This window comes from Enterobacteriaceae bacterium Kacie_13 (assembly GCA_013457415.1).
Taxonomy (GTDB): Bacteria; Pseudomonadota; Gammaproteobacteria; order Enterobacterales; family Enterobacteriaceae; genus Rahnella.
The window spans coordinates 4447425-4463354 of the sequence record CP045665.1 but is presented as its reverse complement, the minus strand read 5'-3'; the positions used below and the strand labels follow the sequence as shown (position 1 = coordinate 4463354).

Annotated in this window: 12 protein-coding genes and 2 pseudogenes; 7 read left to right on the top strand and 7 right to left on the bottom strand. The window is 51.6% G+C overall.

Annotated elements, in window-relative coordinates; all coding sequences use genetic code 11:
• Positions 1-152: 152 nt before the first annotated feature.
• Both GE278_20500 and GE278_20495 read left to right on the top strand, forming a co-directional pair.
• Positions 153-1085 carry a MarR family transcriptional regulator gene (locus GE278_20500; protein QLK62984.1) on the top strand — a complete coding sequence of 311 codons (933 nt, stop codon included), beginning with the start codon at positions 153-155 and terminating at the stop codon, positions 1083-1085.
• Between the two features lie 210 nt (positions 1086-1295).
• Positions 1296-1937: an isochorismatase family protein gene (locus tag GE278_20495; GenBank protein ID QLK62983.1), complete on the top strand. Its 642-nt coding sequence runs from the start codon at positions 1296-1298 to the stop codon at positions 1935-1937.
• A gap of 71 nt (positions 1938-2008) precedes the next feature.
• On the opposite strand, the gene GE278_20490 is transcribed toward GE278_20495, so the two are convergent.
• Positions 2009-2929 (bottom strand): LysR family transcriptional regulator, encoded by a 921-nt coding sequence (locus GE278_20490; protein QLK62982.1) that lies wholly within the window; start codon positions 2927-2929, stop codon positions 2009-2011.
• A gap of 172 nt (positions 2930-3101) precedes the next feature.
• Between GE278_20490 and cho the strand changes: the two genes are divergently transcribed.
• Entirely contained in the window at positions 3102-3953 is an 852-nt protein-coding gene (cho, locus tag GE278_20485) for an excinuclease Cho (GenBank protein ID QLK62981.1), read from the top strand.
• 104 nt (positions 3954-4057) lie between these two features.
• Here cho and GE278_20480 read toward each other — a convergent pair.
• Positions 4058-4336 (bottom strand): annotated as a pseudogene (locus tag GE278_20480) (IS5/IS1182 family transposase).
• Positions 4337-4444: 108 nt separating this feature from the next.
• Between GE278_20480 and GE278_20475 the strand changes: the two are divergent.
• The 4 genes and pseudogenes from GE278_20475 to GE278_20460 all read left to right on the top strand — a co-directional run bounded on the left by GE278_20475 (position 4445) and on the right by GE278_20460 (position 10159).
• Positions 4445-7516, top strand: coding sequence for a hypothetical protein (locus tag GE278_20475; GenBank protein QLK62980.1), 3072 nt, complete (start codon positions 4445-4447; stop codon positions 7514-7516).
• Between the two features lie 4 nt (positions 7517-7520).
• The gene (locus tag GE278_20470; protein QLK62979.1) at positions 7521-8261 is read left to right on the top strand and encodes a hypothetical protein; all 741 of its coding nucleotides are present in this window, start codon (positions 7521-7523) and stop codon (positions 8259-8261) included.
• Positions 8262-8335: 74 nt separating this feature from the next.
• The gene (locus GE278_20465; GenBank protein QLK62978.1) at positions 8336-9076 is read left to right on the top strand and encodes a hypothetical protein; all 741 of its coding nucleotides are present in this window, start codon (positions 8336-8338) and stop codon (positions 9074-9076) included.
• Between the two features lie 489 nt (positions 9077-9565).
• A pseudogene (locus GE278_20460) lies at positions 9566-10159 on the top strand (IS3 family transposase).
• 189 nt (positions 10160-10348) lie between these two features.
• Here GE278_20460 and gorA read toward each other — a convergent pair.
• The 5 genes from gorA to GE278_20435 form a co-directional block, all read right to left on the bottom strand.
• The gene (gene gorA / locus GE278_20455; GenBank protein ID QLK62977.1) at positions 10349-11701 is read right to left on the bottom strand and encodes a glutathione-disulfide reductase; all 1353 of its coding nucleotides are present in this window, start codon (positions 11699-11701) and stop codon (positions 10349-10351) included.
• 165 nt (positions 11702-11866) lie between these two features.
• Positions 11867-12709 (bottom strand): 23S rRNA (adenine(2030)-N(6))-methyltransferase RlmJ, encoded by an 843-nt coding sequence (gene rlmJ / locus GE278_20450; GenBank protein ID QLK62976.1) that lies wholly within the window; start codon positions 12707-12709, stop codon positions 11867-11869.
• Positions 12710-12789: 80 nt separating this feature from the next.
• Positions 12790-13518 (bottom strand): UTRA domain-containing protein, encoded by a 729-nt coding sequence (locus GE278_20445; protein QLK63364.1) that lies wholly within the window; start codon positions 13516-13518, stop codon positions 12790-12792.
• A gap of 92 nt (positions 13519-13610) precedes the next feature.
• Positions 13611-14648 (bottom strand): oxidoreductase, encoded by a 1038-nt coding sequence (locus GE278_20440; GenBank protein ID QLK62975.1) that lies wholly within the window; start codon positions 14646-14648, stop codon positions 13611-13613.
• Positions 14649-14675: 27 nt separating this feature from the next.
• On the bottom strand, positions 14676-15929 hold the full coding sequence (locus tag GE278_20435; protein QLK62974.1) for a PTS sugar transporter subunit IIC: 1254 nt from the start codon (positions 15927-15929) through the stop codon (positions 14676-14678).
• Position 15930 lies beyond the last annotated feature (1 nt).

The following is a 15930-nucleotide window of genomic DNA, read 5'->3' as shown; positions in this document are numbered from 1 at the left end:
TAGGGGTGGAAAATCGCGTAACACGCCGTTTTACAAGGGTTGAAGCCCGATCCGGCACATTGCATTTTTACAGGTGTTGCGCAATAATTCCTCAATCGACGATTTGAGTGTAATTCATTACTGAAAGGAATTTCAAGCTGAAAGAGCCAATTTTGCAAGATATTGCAGCAACCCGTGCCATGATGCATTTAGTGGCGAAGCTGCACTACGAGTCTGATATGTCTCAGGTGGAGATTGCTCGCAAGCTGGATGTCTCAACGGCCACCATCTCAAGATTGCTCAATAAGGCCCGTGCGGCGGGCATTGTGCGCATCGAAGTCGTGGGATTATCTTCGCCGGAAGACATGACGTCAGATTTGGTCAAACGTCTCGGATTAAAGCAGGCCTACGTGGTCGATGCGCCGCCGGGAAATGTGCTGGGTGCGCTGGCGACCCCGCTGGCATCACTGTTGCAGGATGCCGGATTGGGGGCGGGTTCGGTGTTGGGCATTGGCTGGGGAAGGGCGGTGCGGGAAGTGACGCTGGCCGGGATGCCGCGATTGCCGGGTATCATGACCGTGGCGCTGAACGGCGGGATGCAACAGTCTGCGCCTCATTTCCAGATCACCGAGTTTGTGCGCCGGGCGGCGGAACAGATGGAAGGAACGCCATATTTCTTACATGCGCCCTATCTTTCTTCGGCGCCGCTGCGCGATGCCTTTCTCGCCGATCGCAGCGTGCAGGAAATTATTTCGCTGTGGGATCGGCTCGATGCGGCGATTGTCGGCATCGGTCTGACGCACACGCCAAAGCCGAGTGAATCCACTACCGCCACGCCGGGCGAGCAGGCACTGAGCGATGCGGCGGGCGATGTTTTGCGCCATTACTTCACCGAGTCCGGCGAGTTGCTGCACTGGGAAGGTGAGGAGCGGATGATTGCCGCATCCGTCGAGCAGTTGCGTAAAACACCGCTGACCATTGGCGTCGCCGCCACGCCAGAAAAAGCTGCCGGGATTATCGGCGCGGTGCGATCGGGTATGATCAATTCCTTAGTGACGGATGTGAACACCGCGCAGGCAATTCTGGATAAACTGCCGGTGGCATAACACTCCGCAGACTGGCATTGAAACCAGGGCATTCCCGCGACCGGGCGTGCCTTTTTTTCGCCGTTTTCCGGCGAGAAATCCTGTTAAAAAATTCTGGGCAAGTTGCCCAATTCTTTCCGCTATCTGCCGTTTCCCTCCTGCCGTATTGTGATTTCCAGCAGCACGAACATCACCTGCAAACACAACAATACACTCTGAGAGGAAATGAAAATGTCTAAATTCGACCTGCTTGACCCACAGAACTCCGCACTGATTTTCATCGACCATCAGCCACAAATGTCTTTCGGCGTCGCGAATATCGATCGCCAGCAGCTTAAAAATAACACCGTCGCCCTCGCCAAGGCCGGCAAAGTTTTTAACGTGCCGGTGATTTATACCTCGGTGGAAACAGAAAGTTTCAGCGGTTATATCTGGCCGGAGCTGCTGGCGGTTCACCCTGATGTGAAGCCGATTGAACGCACGTCGATGAACTCCTGGGAAGATGCAGGGTTTGTGAAGGCGGTGAAAGCCACTGGCCGTAAAAAGCTGATTATCTCTGCGCTGTGGACCGAAGTCTGTCTGACATTCCCGGCTCTGATGGCGATGAAAGAAGGCTATGAAGTGTATGTGGTGACGGATACGTCCGGCGGTACCAGCGTCGATGCGCACGAACGTTCCATCGACCGCATGGTGCAGGCCGGTGCAATCCCGGTTACCTGGCAGCAGGTTCTGCTGGAATATCAGCGCGACTGGTCACGTAAAGAGACTTACGACGCCGTGATGGATCTGGTCCGCGAACACAGCGGCGCTTACGGGATGGGCGTGGATTATGCCTACACGATGGTGCACAAAGCGCCGCAGCGTAAAGCCTGATAGCGAAAAAGTAGCCCGGCAAAAGCCGGGTTTTTTAATAACAATAATATATGTATATCATTGTCTTACTATTAATTGTGAGTAACTTCACTACGATAGATAGCGCCGATCCCCGCAATATTCTGCAAGTTTTCCCGCCACCACATCGCGGCATTGCCGGTCGCATTTTCATTCCACGCCATAAATGCCTGATCGAGACGGGTTTGGGTATCCAGGCATCGCTCAACCAGCGCACCGCTGTCAATATGGGGCGCGGCCAGATAACGCGGCAGAAAACCACATCCCAGACCGGCGATTTGCGCCTGAACTTTGGCGTTAAAATCATGAACGCCAAGCGTATGTTGCTCATCGAGCACGCGTAAATCTGCGCCCGCACGGTGGCGTGAAGTATCGTGAACCACCACTGCGCGATGCTGGCGGATTTGTTCACGCAGCAGCGGTTCCGGCAGCGAGGCCAGCGGATGATGGGGGGCGATAACGAATACGTATTCCAGCCAGCCTATCGACCGGTACTCAATGCCGCTGCGCGTGACCGGTTCCTGCACTGCACCAAACACAATATCCGCCTCGCCATAGCTGAGTGCTTCCCAGCAACCGGCAAGAACGTCCTGACGGAACAGTAATTGCGTGTGCTGATGTTCGGCATAAAAGCGTTCGATGACTGGCGTCAGAAGCGAGAAGGGCACGGAGGCATCAACGCTGATGTTCAGTTTGCTTTCCCAGCCGCTCTCGACGTATTGCGCCTGTTGTTCCAGCTCGCTGACGGCGCGCAATAATACGCGGCCTTTTTCCAGCATCAGGCGGCCAGTGGGCGTGAATGTTGCGCGATGCCCCGAGCGGTCGAGCAGTTTGATGTTCAGATCGCTTTCCATTTTCTGCACGGTATAGCTCAGCGCTGACGCGGTTTTAAACAGTCTGGCCGCCGCGGCAGCAAACGTACCGTGACGATCCAGTGCATCGAGGATCAGCAGCGCTTCAAGGCTTAGTCGCATTATTTGTCTCCGGGCAGGGATGAATGACCAATAAAATTATTCCTAATATCAAAGGGAATAGAAAATTTTACACGTCATTTATTTCGCAGAGGTTGCGAGCTGTATAAACAGACAGTATTATTTATCGAATATTTTTTATACGTTTTTATCAGTCAACAGCAGGTCAGCTAATTTGTGGAATCCCGAGAAAGAGCTTTTCACCGAGCTTTATCAGTATCCTGAACATCTTCGTCATATTTTAGAGAACCTGCCAGGCAGCAGCGGAGTGTATATTTTCTATGGTGACGACCAGACATTCCCGCTGTATATCGGTAAAAGCGTGAATATCCGCAGCCGCGTGATGTCGCATTTCCGCAATCCTGCAGAGGCAAAATTGCTGCATATGACGCGCGACATCGATTATGTCCAGACCATCGGCGAAGTCGGCGCGTTACTGCTGGAATCTGATCTGATCAAATCGCGGCGTCCGCTTTTTAATAAACGGCTACGTACCGCCCGCAAACTTTGCTCCATACGGCTTCAGGGTTTTACCGCCAATATTGTGTTCAGCAACGAAGTGGATTTCTCCCACAGCGAAGACCTTTTCGGGTTGTTCAAAACCAAAATGTCTGCGGTGGAGAAAATCAGGGATATCGCCGATCAGGAGAAACTCTGTTATGGCGCGCTGGGGCTGGAAAAACTGACAAAAAACCGCGCGTGTTTCCGGTTCTCTCTCGGTAAATGCGCCGGCGTCTGTTGCGGAAAAGAAACGCCTGAGGCACATTTTGAACGCCTTAAAAATGCGCTCAGCGCCCTGAAAATCCGCAGCTGGCCCTATCCCGGTCGTATCGCCATCGCTGAAGAAGCGGATGGGCAGACGGATTATCACGTCATCAATCATTGGTTCTATCTGGGGACAGTAAAAACCCTGGAAGCGGCGCAGGAATTTGATCTCGCCGTACCGCACTTTGACCGTGACAGTTATAAAATTCTCTGCAAGCCGATGTTCGCGGCGGATAGCCCGAAAATTATTTTACTGGATTAAAGAAGCAATAATGAAAACGAGTGAGTAATTAACTCACTCGTGAAAAGCGGGGCTTTGTTGAATAAATCGAGTTTAGATAAAACTACCCCATCTCAATCATTATCTCAGGCAATCCGCACACTTTTTGGCATCCCTGCACGCGTCATGTTGTTTAAGGCACGGATCATGGCCATAGCCTCGTCAACCTGCGCATCGTAGTCACGCAGCGTTAGATGCCCACCGAACAGTTGTTTAATCCGGCACATCGCCGCCCAGTAACCCGCCCGGGTTCGCGGCGGGATAAGCGCCTTGATTTTTTTTCGCCGCAGCTCGTCATGGCAAAGTTTTGTGTCATATGCGCCATCGGCAGAAGCGACCTTAACTTTCCGATGGGTCTCCCGGACAGTCGGTCTTTCAGTCATATCTTATAACACAGAGGAAATTTTGGTTAAGTCCTGCCCGGAGTATGATGAGCGCATTAACAGTTAAAAAAAGTAAGGACTTTTTCCAGGATGGATATTCGTGCACAGCTAATGAGAATTGCGGCCGCCTCTGAGCAGGCCACTTCCACTCCATCAGGTTGCAAGGCCTGCCAGCGCACCGGGATACCGGTGTTTCCTCTGCGTGTTGCCGCTGTTCCAAAAGCGATGGTGAGAACCGACTGGCAGCCATCGGTGCCGGAACAGGCTGCACCGCTGTCCGGAAAGGTATTCAAATACGCCCTGCGCACCCTGCGGATGGGCTATCTGTATGTGTTGCTCGATAAATCTGTCTGGCAGGCTTATGAGGTGACGGCCACCGGCTGTATGCGGCAGTTTAACCCGTATGAAATGCCGGAAGGGGAAACCGTCAGCCCGCTGTCAGAGGCTTGCCGGACGGCGGGGCATGATGTCATCACCAGCTTCATTAACCTCGATGACAAGCGTTACCGCGAGGCCTGGCTGGCATTCAGCTCCGATCCGTGGACGGAGGAGGTACTGGAGGAATATAAAAATGCCCTGCGTCCGGACAGCCGCTTCACCAAAATTTCGATTTCAGCCCTGAAAAACAGCCCACACAGCATTCCGGATGCGCTGCCACTTGATCCGGATCTGTCCTCCCTGAAAGCGAATGTGGCGGAGTTTGCGACGACGTTTTTCCCGGATACCGCCCGTCTCGGGGAGAAGATTGAAGGCAGCGTCCACGGTTTTTATCCGCGAATGAACAAAGACAAACAGTCGCTGATGGGGAAGCATATCTCTGCCATGCGTCAGCAGTATCAGTGCAACATTGTGGCACTGGCACTCCATGACAGCGTGGGTGTGGTGCAGGAGCTCAACAACAGCGCGATGCAAATCCTGGAGGCCTGCCAGGAATACCTTGAGCAGCCAGGTGTCTTCCACAAACACATGATTTCAGAAGCCATCAGCCAGTATATCGACAACATAAGAACGGCCGTGGTGAACAATCCTGTGTATACATCAGGCGGCCCTGGTATTGGCGGCGGCTACCCACAGAAAGTTTCCCCGGAAGTGACGCTTGCACAGCGCACACAGCGTTTACGGGAAAACTACAACGAACCCGACAGAGCTGCGTTTGCACGTGAATTTGAACAGCGTTTTTCCACTCCCCGTGAACGGCTGGCAGCCATTGATAAAGATCTCGCTGCCTGGTATCAGGCGCTGGGCTGGCTGAACACTATCAGGCATGACTATGCCCCGGAAGCGTGCGGGCTGAGCGGGGTGTTGAGCTGGGCTGCGCAGATGCGCACCCTGGGGGCCTGTGTGCAGGGGGGCATACTGGGTGATGCCACAAAGTCGGTCTGGGCTCAGTGGCTGAAAACGGTGAACTCGCCGGCGTATCTTGGCTTTACGGGGATAGATACCAGCCAGTTGGAAGCCATCTTCAACTTCGGGAACTACAAAACCATACTGACCTCGGATGAATTCGGACAGGCACTGAAAAGTGCGGCTATTCAGCGGAGCTGGGCGGTCCGGATACTGGCGGTCAGTGGCGCGGTTAGCCTGCTGGGAAAAGCGCTGGAAGAGGCCCCCCGCAAGGGCTTTATGTGGATGATGCAGGCGGCGATGCTGACCGCCGGTGAATCGGTGGTAGTGCTGAAGTATCAGACGACCTTCCGGGCGTTGCAAAAGCACCTTCGTCATTCTGCTGCCCTGCGGCAGGCGATGATGAGAAACGGCCACGCGCTCAGTGCCAGCGGCGGAAATGTGTCAGTGATTGATGACATCATGAAGATGCGTGGTAAAGGGATAGATATTCCTCTGGAGGTGGAGTTCAGTGTGCCGGGTACGCTGGCGAAACTGAAAAACGCGCTGCCAGGGAGCGTGGATATTCCGCTGAACAATCCGGGTGTGCTGGATACGCTGAACGACGTATATTTGTCCGATCTGTCGCTGGCAGAAAAAGGCTCCAACGGACCGGTGGTGAGGGCGAGCTACGCACAGATAGCAAAATACGGCGAGCAGAGCCGCCGTCTGATCAGCGGCGATGGGGTGGGGCTGGTGATGGGGGCTGCGCTCATGGGTATGCAGATAGCCCTGTGGGGTAAACTGGCCGAACGCCTGCATAACTCGGTGGGCACGGATGTGGTCGCTGATATGAGCATTAACACCCTGCTGCTGGTTGAAGGGTTCTCGGAGCTGTCAGGGTTTGCGTACAAGCTGGCGACGAAGAAGAACTGGGTGGTACTGAGTGCGGCCGAGCAGGTGCCGGTTCCCGTCCGCTTTGGGGCTGTGCTGGGCGGTATTGCGGGGATTATTGATGGTATCAGGCAGTTATCTCATATATTGGATGATTATAATTCAGGAGACACAGGCGCAGCCGGAGCTGATTTAATGGCAGGCTCTTTCATGATAGCGGGTGGTGCTATAAGCGTAATCTGGGGGGCTAAGGGCGTTTTTGCCCTAACCAGCACAGCAGGAACAGGCTTTCTGGGGCTGGGGCCAGCCGGGTGGGCTGCCATACTGCTGATAACCGGGGCGATGCTGGCCTATGAAGCCAGTGAACTTCGCAGTACGGCATTTGAAATCTGGCTGCGGCGTACCTGTTTTGGCATTGATCACAAGCGGCAGCTTAAAGACATCGTGTGGCATGCCAACAGCATGACCGACCTGGCGGCAGCCATGGTGGACTACCGGGCGATAGTCAGCGGGATGGTGGCAGACGTGGCCTTTGCCTCCGCTTTCAGTCCTACAGGGCGTGCAACTATTGACGGCGTGACGTATGAGCGGGTGGATTTGCAGGTCAGTCTGCCAGGCTGGGTGGCGGACGGAGGCGGCTGGGCGGTGAGTCTTCACCGTGCCGGTGACGAGAAAGTGCTGTTTTCCCAGTCGGCCGGTGCACCAGGGCTTGACGACCATTATGAAGCTGTCGGGCCTTCCGGCTATTACACCTACAGCCTGACGGTTGATGGGGAGGAAGTGGAGGACGGCGGGAAAACGAAGACGGTGAACAGCCTGAATCTGATGGTCAGCGTCTGGGCGGAGCAAAGCCGTACGGCAGAAGTGATCCTGGAAGCGAACTACTGGCCGGATAACACGGATGCGAATTATCAGATGGGCCTGACGGTCAACAAACAGGGATGATGAGATGAAACGACAGTCAAAGCTCAGTATACCGGTACAATACTGGGATGAAGATTTACCCAAGCAGGCAGAGGATCAGAAAGCAGCGCCACAGCTTATCCGGGTGAATGAAATCAATGACGTGTGGATGGAAATTCCGCGCTATGAAAATGTCATGTGGGCGGCAATTTGGTTTTGTGCTTTTTTGCTGATGATTCCTCTAATTATGAGTATGACGTTTTTTCAATTACCGGGGATGACTTCTGAACTTCCATTTATGTTTGCTCTTATATTTGCTGTTTTTGTTTTCTTATCGTTCTTAGTTTATTGCTTCAGGACTGTGTTATTTGAACCCCGAGGCGCACCGGTACGCTTTAACCGTAAACGGCAGAAAGTTTATGTCTACGAATACCAGAAAAGCCTCTGGCCATGGAAACGCTGGCCGGTGGTGATTAAGGTATTTGACTGGGCAGACATCCAGGGGGAACGGGTACAGATGGCAGGTCATGCCGACTGGGGTCACCGTGTGTACTGTGCCGTCTGCAAACCGGGAACGTATGAGGTGATCGACCGGTTTATCCTGACCTGGACGGTGGGTAACCTTCACGATGCCTATGGTTTATGGAGCCACTGCTGTCATTACATGGAGAAAAAGCCGGTACCGACAGCGCCGCTGGAGACAGAAAAACCACGGAGCTGGACACCATTCCAGACGATCCATTGGCCGGAAGCCATAGACCGGGGATCCACGACCGCGCCAGAGTGACTCAAATTACTGGCCAGATAACACCGATGCGAATTATCAGATGGGCCTGACGGTCAGCAAACAGGGATGATGAGATGAAACGACAGTCAAAGCTTTCTAAACCGGTACAATACTGGGATGAAGATTTACCCAAGTTAGTGGAAGATCAGAAAACTCTGCCACAGCTTATCCGGGTGAATGAAATCAATGACGTGTGGATGGAAATTCCGCGCTATGTCAATTACGGATGGGGAGCCCAATGGTTTGGGGCTTCTATTTCTCTGTTTTCTTTTGGTTTTATCCTCATCCTTTTTGTAAAAACTGACATGTTTTCAGATTTGCTATTTTGTATTTTTAATTCGCTGATACTTTTTTCATTTTTTACTCTTGTTATGCGATTTGTTAGGTCGGTTCTGTTCGAACCCCGAGGCGCACCGGTACGCTTTAACCGTAAACGGCAGAAAGTTTATGTCTACGAATACCAGAAAAAGATCTGGCCATGGAAACGCTGGCCGGTGGTGATTAAGGTATTTGACTGGGCAGACATCCAGGGGGAACGGGTACAGATGGCAGGGCATGCCGACTGGGGTCACCGTGTGTACTGTGCCGTCTGCAAACCGGGAACGTATGAGGTGATCGACCGGTTTATCCTGACCTGGACGGTGGGTAACCTTCACGATGCCTATGGTTTATGGAGCCACTGCTGTCATTACATGGAGAAAAAGCCGGTACCGACAGCGCCGCTGGAGACAGAAAAACCACGGAGCTGGACACCATTCCAGACGATCCATTGGCCGGAAGCCATAGACCGGGGATCCACGACCGCGCCAGAGTGACTCAAATTACTGGCCAGATAACACCGATGCGAATTATCAGATGGGCCTGACGGTCAGCAAACAGGGATGATGAGATGAAACGACAGTCAAAGCTTTCTAAACCGGTACAATACTGGGATGAAGATTTACCCAAGTTAGTGGAAGATCAGAAAACTCTGCCACAGCTTATCCGGGTGAATGAAATCAATGACGTGTGGATGGAAATTCCGCGCTATGTCAATTACGGATGGGGAGCCCAATGGTTTGGGGCTTCTATTTCTCTGTTTTGTCTTTGTTTTTTCATCTTTACATCTAACTTTATTGCAGAATCATTTTCTGATATATCCACTTTTATTTACAACTTTTTGTTACTGCTTCCTCTCATTTACTTTGTTATTAGATTTATTAGATCCGTTTTATTCGAACCCCGAGGCGCACCGGTACGCTTTAACCGTAAACGGCAGAAAGTTTATGTCTACGAATACCAGAAAAGCCTCTGGCCATGGAAATGCCAGCCAGCGTTGTCAGTGGCTGCGAGCGAAAGCTACCCGGAAGTTCAGTGCGGTCAGTTACCGCGCTCATGTTCTGCCGGTGTCGGAGAATCTGCTGAAACAGGATTTTTACGCCAGCGAACCGAACCAGAAATGGGCAGGAGACATCACATACTTGCGTACCGATGTACCTGGCGGTGGTCATCGACCTGTGGTCGCGTGCTGTAATTGGCGGGTCGATGTCACCGCGTATGACGGCACAGCTTACGTGTGATGCATTGCAAATGGCGCTCTGGCGGCGTAAACGCCCGGTGTCATTGTTCACACGGATCGGGGTGAACAATACTGTTCATCGGATTATCAGACCTTACTGAAACGCCATAATCTGCGCGGAAGCATGAGCGCAAAAGGCTGCTGTTATGACAATGCCTGCGTGGAAAGCTTCTTTCACTCGCTGAAGGTGGAATGTATTCACGGAGAACGCCTTGCCAGCCGGGAAATAATGCGGACGACGGTGTTTAATTATATCGGGTGCGATTACAATCGCTGGCGTCGCCACAGTGCCTGCGGCGGACTCAGCCCGGAACAATTTGAAAACCAGACCCTCGCTTAATTCAGTAGATAGGTTACTTAACTTAACTGAGAATTACTTTGTTAGTACTCATCAGCAGAGATGACAAGTCTGCTTCTGCAGGAGGGTGTCCTAAAAATAAGAAAAAACACGTAAAAAAAGGAATAAAAAAACTGGCTTGTTACGGCCAGTTTTCCAGAGTTCAAAAGGTGTAGGTAGGGTTTTCCTACATTAACGCATGGTCACAAACTCTTCCGCGCCGGTCGGATGGATAGCAACCGTGTTGTCGAAATCTTTCTTGGTAGCGCCCATTTTCAGTGCGACCGCAAAGCCCTGCAACATTTCGTCCATGCCATATCCGATACCGTGGATGCCGACGATTTTCTCGTCTTTACCGACACACACCAGTTTCATGCGGCACGGCTGACGGTGCTGCGTGACGGCGGTATACATAGCGGTGAACTGCGATTTGTAGACTTTCACATTATCTTCGCCGAACTGTTCGATGGCCTGCGGTTCTGTCAGGCCGACCGTGCCGATTGGCGGATGGCTGAAGACCACAGTGGCGATGTTGCTGTAATCGAGATGCTCGTCCGGCTTGTTGTTGAACAGGCGCTCGGAAAGACGACGACCGGCCGCAACGGCCACTGGCGTCAGTTCTACCGCGCCGGTGTTATCGCCCACTGCGTAAATACCTTTTACGCTGGTATTTTGGAATTTATCGACGACGATGTACCCTTTTTCATTGGTTTTCACGCCGGTCGCTTTCAGGTTGAAGTTGTCGGTTTCCGGTTCGCGGCCAATTGCCCAGACCAGGCTGTCGACTTCAAATTCTTTGCCATTTTCCAGCTTCAGCGTCAGGCTGCCGTCGGCATTTTTCACCACTTCCTTCGGAATGGATTCTTTATGCAGCGCCGGGCCTTCGGCTTCCATCACTTCCACCAGCGTATCAACCATTAGCGGATCGAAGGTACGCAGCGGCGCATGTTTACGTACGAAAAGGTGAGTTTCTGCACCCAGACCGTTCATCACCCCGGCGATTTCTACTGCGATGTAACCTGCACCAACGACTGCCACACGCTTTGGCATTTCGGTCAGATCAAAGAATCCGTCGGAGTCGATGCCGTATTCAGCACCAGGAATGTCTGGATGGCTCGGGCGACCGCCGGTGGCGATCAGGATGTGATCGGCGGTGATCTTCTCGCCGTTCACTTCAACAGTATGATCGTCAACAAAACGCGCGAAGCCTTTGATCACATCAACGTTATTTTTGCCCAGCACGTTGTCGTATGAGGTGTGGATACGGTCGATGTACGCGGTGCGGTTGGCGACCAGCGTTTTCCAGTTGAAGCTGTTTACGGTGGTATCAAAACCGTAATCCGGGCCGTAGTTGCGGATCGCTTCGGCGATCTGCGCGGCGTGCCACATTACTTTTTTCGGGACACAACCCACGTTGACGCATGTGCCGCCCAGCTCTTTAGCTTCGATCAGCGCGCATTTTTTCCCATACATGGCTGCACGGTTGATTGATGCGATACCGCCGCTGCCGCCGCCAATTGCCAGATAGTCATAATGTTTGGTCATCGGATTTTCCATGAATTGTGAAGAATGAAGAACGCCATACCGGCGTCGCTAATCTAAATAATTGCCCAAGAGTTTAGCTGGTTGTGGAAAAGATTGGATCAATGATTGCGATAGGTTTGATAGCCGAAGCCTTTGAAAACAGGCTCCGGCACAACAGAAGGGGAATTACTCAGGCACGACCCACTTGACCGTCGTGTGACCTGTACCGGAGGGCACCAGCACTTTGAGCAGCCACGGCAGCACGTTCTTCATTTGCTGCTCGAGCTTCCACGGCGGGTTGATGACAATCATGCCGGAAGCCGTCATCCCACGCTGATCGCTGTCCGGGCGCACGCCCAATTCGATTTGCAGGATACGGCGGATGCCGGTGGCTTCCAGATCGCGCAGCATTTTTTTGATCTGCTGACGCATGACTACCGGATACCACAGTGCGTAAGTGCCAGTGGCAAAACGCTTGTGGCCTTCCTGAATGCCTTTGACCACGTCCTGATAATCGGTTTTAAGTTCGTATGGCGGATCCATCAGGATAAAGCCACGGCGTGACAGTGGCGGCAACTGGGCTTTCAGCTGCTGATAACCATCGGCGCGCGAAACGCGGGTGCGGTCGTCTTTCTGGAACTCACTGCGCAGCAGCGGGAAATCGCTCGGGTGCAGTTCGGTCAGTTGCAGTTTGTCGTCTTCACGCAGCAGCTGACGGGCAATCAGCGGTGAACCAGGGTAATAACGCAGGTTCTCGTTGCGGTTGAAGTGGCCGACGACGGACATATAGGCCGCCAGTTCTTCAGGAATATCGTCACGCTGCCAGATGCGCGCGATACCTTCCAGATATTCGCCCGTGCGTTCGGCATGTTCGCCGCTCAGCTGGTAACGCCCGGCACCCGCGTGGGTGTCGAGATAAAGGAAAGGCTTATCTTTTTCTTTCAGAGACTCAATGATCAGGCTCTGAACAGTGTGTTTCAGTACGTCGGCATGGTTGCCTGCGTGAAAACTGTGGCGGTAACTCAGCATAACTTTATTGTTCCGGAGTGGCGTAATGCCGACAGTATAAACTGTTTACATCCTTCATACTTCACGTTGCAGATGCAATCTCACTTACCGACCCAGCTGTTCTTAATTTTGAATTTGTCTGCGCGGTTATAACTGATTGAGTAGTTGAAGGTTTTACCGTCTTCCAGTTTAGTGACGCCCGACACTTTCAGCATCGGCAGGCCATTTGCACACTCCAGCAGTCCTGAAAGTGTGTCGTCAAACAGCGAGGCTTCGATCACTGAGTTGTAAAATTTAATTTTCCGGCCGATTTTAGTCTCAATAAATTCATATAAAGAGGCATTCTGTAAAATGTACTCGGGAATAATGTCGATGACCGAGCAGGGAATATAGGAGTCTTCGACCAGTACTGGAATATTGTCCACTAGTCTGACGCGGCGGATAAAATGCACGTCGTCATTTTCATCAATATCCAGCTGGCCGGCTATATATTCATCTGCTTTGAGGGTCTTCAGACTGATTAAGCGACTGGAGACTTTTATGTGATCTTTAAATTCGCGTGAAAAACCGAGAATAGAATCGCTGGTGCCGTTATTGAGCAGATAGACGTTGTCTTTAATGACTTTGGTGACGTACATACCCTTGCCATGAATGCGCTCAATAAAGCCTTCCTGCTCCAGCATATGCATGGCTTTTTGCAGTGTTACGCGCGTCACTTCATAACGCAAGGCCAGTTCCCGCTCAGAAGGAATTTTGTCCCCGACCCGATATTCTTTACTGAGTATCGCCTGTTTCAGGCTGTTTTTAATATCAATATATCGGGCGACCATGGGAGTAACTTCTTCATGTTGTGGTGTATTTTCGAACAGTATAGACATTAGCACCGCCAACCGGAAGCCTCAACTTCCGGCCGGCAGGCGTTTTAGCTGAACCTGATCAGCGCCGGAGCGGGTTGTTCGAATGCCCGATGCAGAATTTCCATGGTGGTCATCACATCCGCGACAGGCACATACGGCGGTTCCCCCTGACATAACGTGGCATACACGGCATCGTAAACGCGGCCATAATCGCCGTTGCCCGCATCAACACGTTCGGTGAAGGTTTCCCCGTGTGCATCGAGGTATTTCAACACACCGTATTCCGTTTCCTGCCCAAAGTCTGATGTCCCCGGTAATTTCCCGGCTTTCAGACACGTTTCTTGCTGGTCAATATTTTGTTTAATAAAGGAACCTTTTTCCCCGTGAAGGATAAATTTCGGATAAGGCTGCATCACCAGATGGCTGCATTTAATAATGGCTTTTGTGTCGCCATAATATAGTTGCAGTTCAAATGTATCGTCAGGGTTAATTTTATTACGCACTGAACGTATGTCGTAATACACGAATTCGGGCCGACCGAACAGTGTGACAACCTGATCGATCAGATGAACGCCGAGCCCGTAAAACGCACCATGGGTATAATCTGCGGGTGCATCGGGCGCGTCAGAACGGAAATAATCGAAATGACTTTCAAACTCAACAATTTTACCCAGCACGCCGCTGCTGATAACTTTTTTTACGGCCAAAAAACAGCTGTCGAAGCGCCTGTTCTGATAAGGTGTCACTGTCAGTTTTTTTTCCGCCGCAAGCGTAAATAACGACTGCGCTTCTGCCAGTGTCCGAGTAAACGGCTTTTCGACAATGACATTTTTACCGTGCTCCAGGCACAGTTTGGCGTAGTCAAAATGGGTTTGCGGCGGCGTACACAGCGTCACCAGCGTAATGCTATCATCGAACAGAATATCGTTCAGATCGGATGTGAAGCGGATGCCCTGATAAGCCTCTTCTTTTTCAATGTCCGGATGACGAGTGATATCAAAAATGGTTTTAACCTGAAAAGTATCGCTTCGCTGCAAAACGTAGGGCAAATGGTAACGTGTCGCGCTTTTTCCGAATCCTACAAACGCACAGTTTATCTTCATGATATTTCCTTCTTCTGTGTTCTGCGTTTATGCATTGGCCTGCGCTGCTGCCGCAGGGATTGTTGCCTCTTCCTGTGCCAGCTGTTTCTTTTCCATCAGCCGGAAGAAAGGATAATAAATGATTGTCGAAATAATAATCATGACGCCTGACCAGATCGCCGCAGGGATATTCCCGCCGGTGGCAAAATACGCATTCAGGAACGGCGGCATCGTCCAGGGGATCTGCAATACAGGGCGGCCAATAATATTAAATGCCATCAGAAAATAAGACATCGTACACAGCAGCATGGGCGTGACGATTAACGGTAGCATCATCAGTGGATTAAACACCATCGGAACACCGAAAATGACCGGTTCATTTATACAAAATAGCGAGGGCGCAAAAGACATTCTGCCCAGCGATTTATAATAACGACTTTTCGACATCATCATCGCCAGGACCAGCCCCATGGTTGCGCCTGAACCGCCTGTGCAGATAAAGAAATTATAAAAGCCCTCGGCAAAAATATGCGGGATCGGCTGGTGGCTGAGATACGCCTGCGTATTTTCAACAATAAACTTGAGAAATATCGGTGCGGTAATACCAGAAAGTACGTTGGTGCCGTGAATGCCGCAGCACCAGAGCAACGAGATAAGAAACACCAGAATCAGCATGCCCGGCAGAGTGCCGAGCCCGATAACCAGCGGGCTGAGGATCAGCGTGAAAAACGCGTTAATATCAAAATGCAAAATCACCCGCACAAACCACACCAGCGCCAGGCAAACAATGGCGGGTATGACGCTGACAAAGGATTGCAGAACGGCAGGGGGTACATTGTCCGGCAGACGGATATAGATTTTATGTTCGATGAAAAAGCGGATGATATAGACGGTCAGAATCGAAAGAATAATGGCCGAAAATAACCCTGAAGCCCCGAGATTATCGACATTTAGGGTGTAATCATCATTCAACTGCGCCATCAGAAAAACGGCGACAGTAATAGCGCAGCAGGTCAGCCCGTCGAGCTTATAATGTTTCGCAAGATTATAACTGATGCCCATTGCCGAAATTAAACCGATGATCCCGAAGGTGACGAGAACCGGGGCATTCAGCGCCGTGCCAAACTGACCTAAATATTCAGTCCAGCCGGGGATCGGCAGGTTGGCGATAATCAGGAAAATACTGCCGGAGATAATAAACGGCAGCGTCAGTGTAATACCGTTACGCACCGCAACCAGAATAACGTTATCCCCGACTTTCACCAGACAGGGCACCAGCCGTGACTCTATGAATTTCATCATG

Excerpts from the sequence above, each read along its gene's own strand:
- GE278_20495 (QLK62983.1), top strand. The coding sequence starts at position 1,296 with ATGTCTAAATTCGACCTGCTTGACCCACAGAACTCCGCACTGATTTTC.
- GE278_20490 (QLK62982.1), bottom strand. The coding sequence starts at position 2,929 with ATGCGACTAAGCCTTGAAGCGCTGCTGATCCTCGATGCACTGGATCGT.
- GE278_20475 (QLK62980.1), top strand. The coding sequence starts at position 4,445 with ATGGATATTCGTGCACAGCTAATGAGAATTGCGGCCGCCTCTGAGCAG.
- GE278_20470 (QLK62979.1), top strand. The coding sequence starts at position 7,521 with ATGAAACGACAGTCAAAGCTCAGTATACCGGTACAATACTGGGATGAA.
- GE278_20465 (QLK62978.1), top strand. The coding sequence starts at position 8,336 with ATGAAACGACAGTCAAAGCTTTCTAAACCGGTACAATACTGGGATGAA.
- gorA (QLK62977.1), bottom strand. The coding sequence starts at position 11,701 with ATGACCAAACATTATGACTATCTGGCAATTGGCGGCGGCAGCGGCGGT.
- rlmJ (QLK62976.1), bottom strand. The coding sequence starts at position 12,709 with ATGCTGAGTTACCGCCACAGTTTTCACGCAGGCAACCATGCCGACGTA.
- GE278_20445 (QLK63364.1), bottom strand. The coding sequence starts at position 13,518 with ATGGTCGCCCGATATATTGATATTAAAAACAGCCTGAAACAGGCGATA.
- GE278_20440 (QLK62975.1), bottom strand. The coding sequence starts at position 14,648 with ATGAAGATAAACTGTGCGTTTGTAGGATTCGGAAAAAGCGCGACACGT.
- GE278_20435 (QLK62974.1), bottom strand. The coding sequence starts at position 15,929 with ATGATGAAATTCATAGAGTCACGGCTGGTGCCCTGTCTGGTGAAAGTC.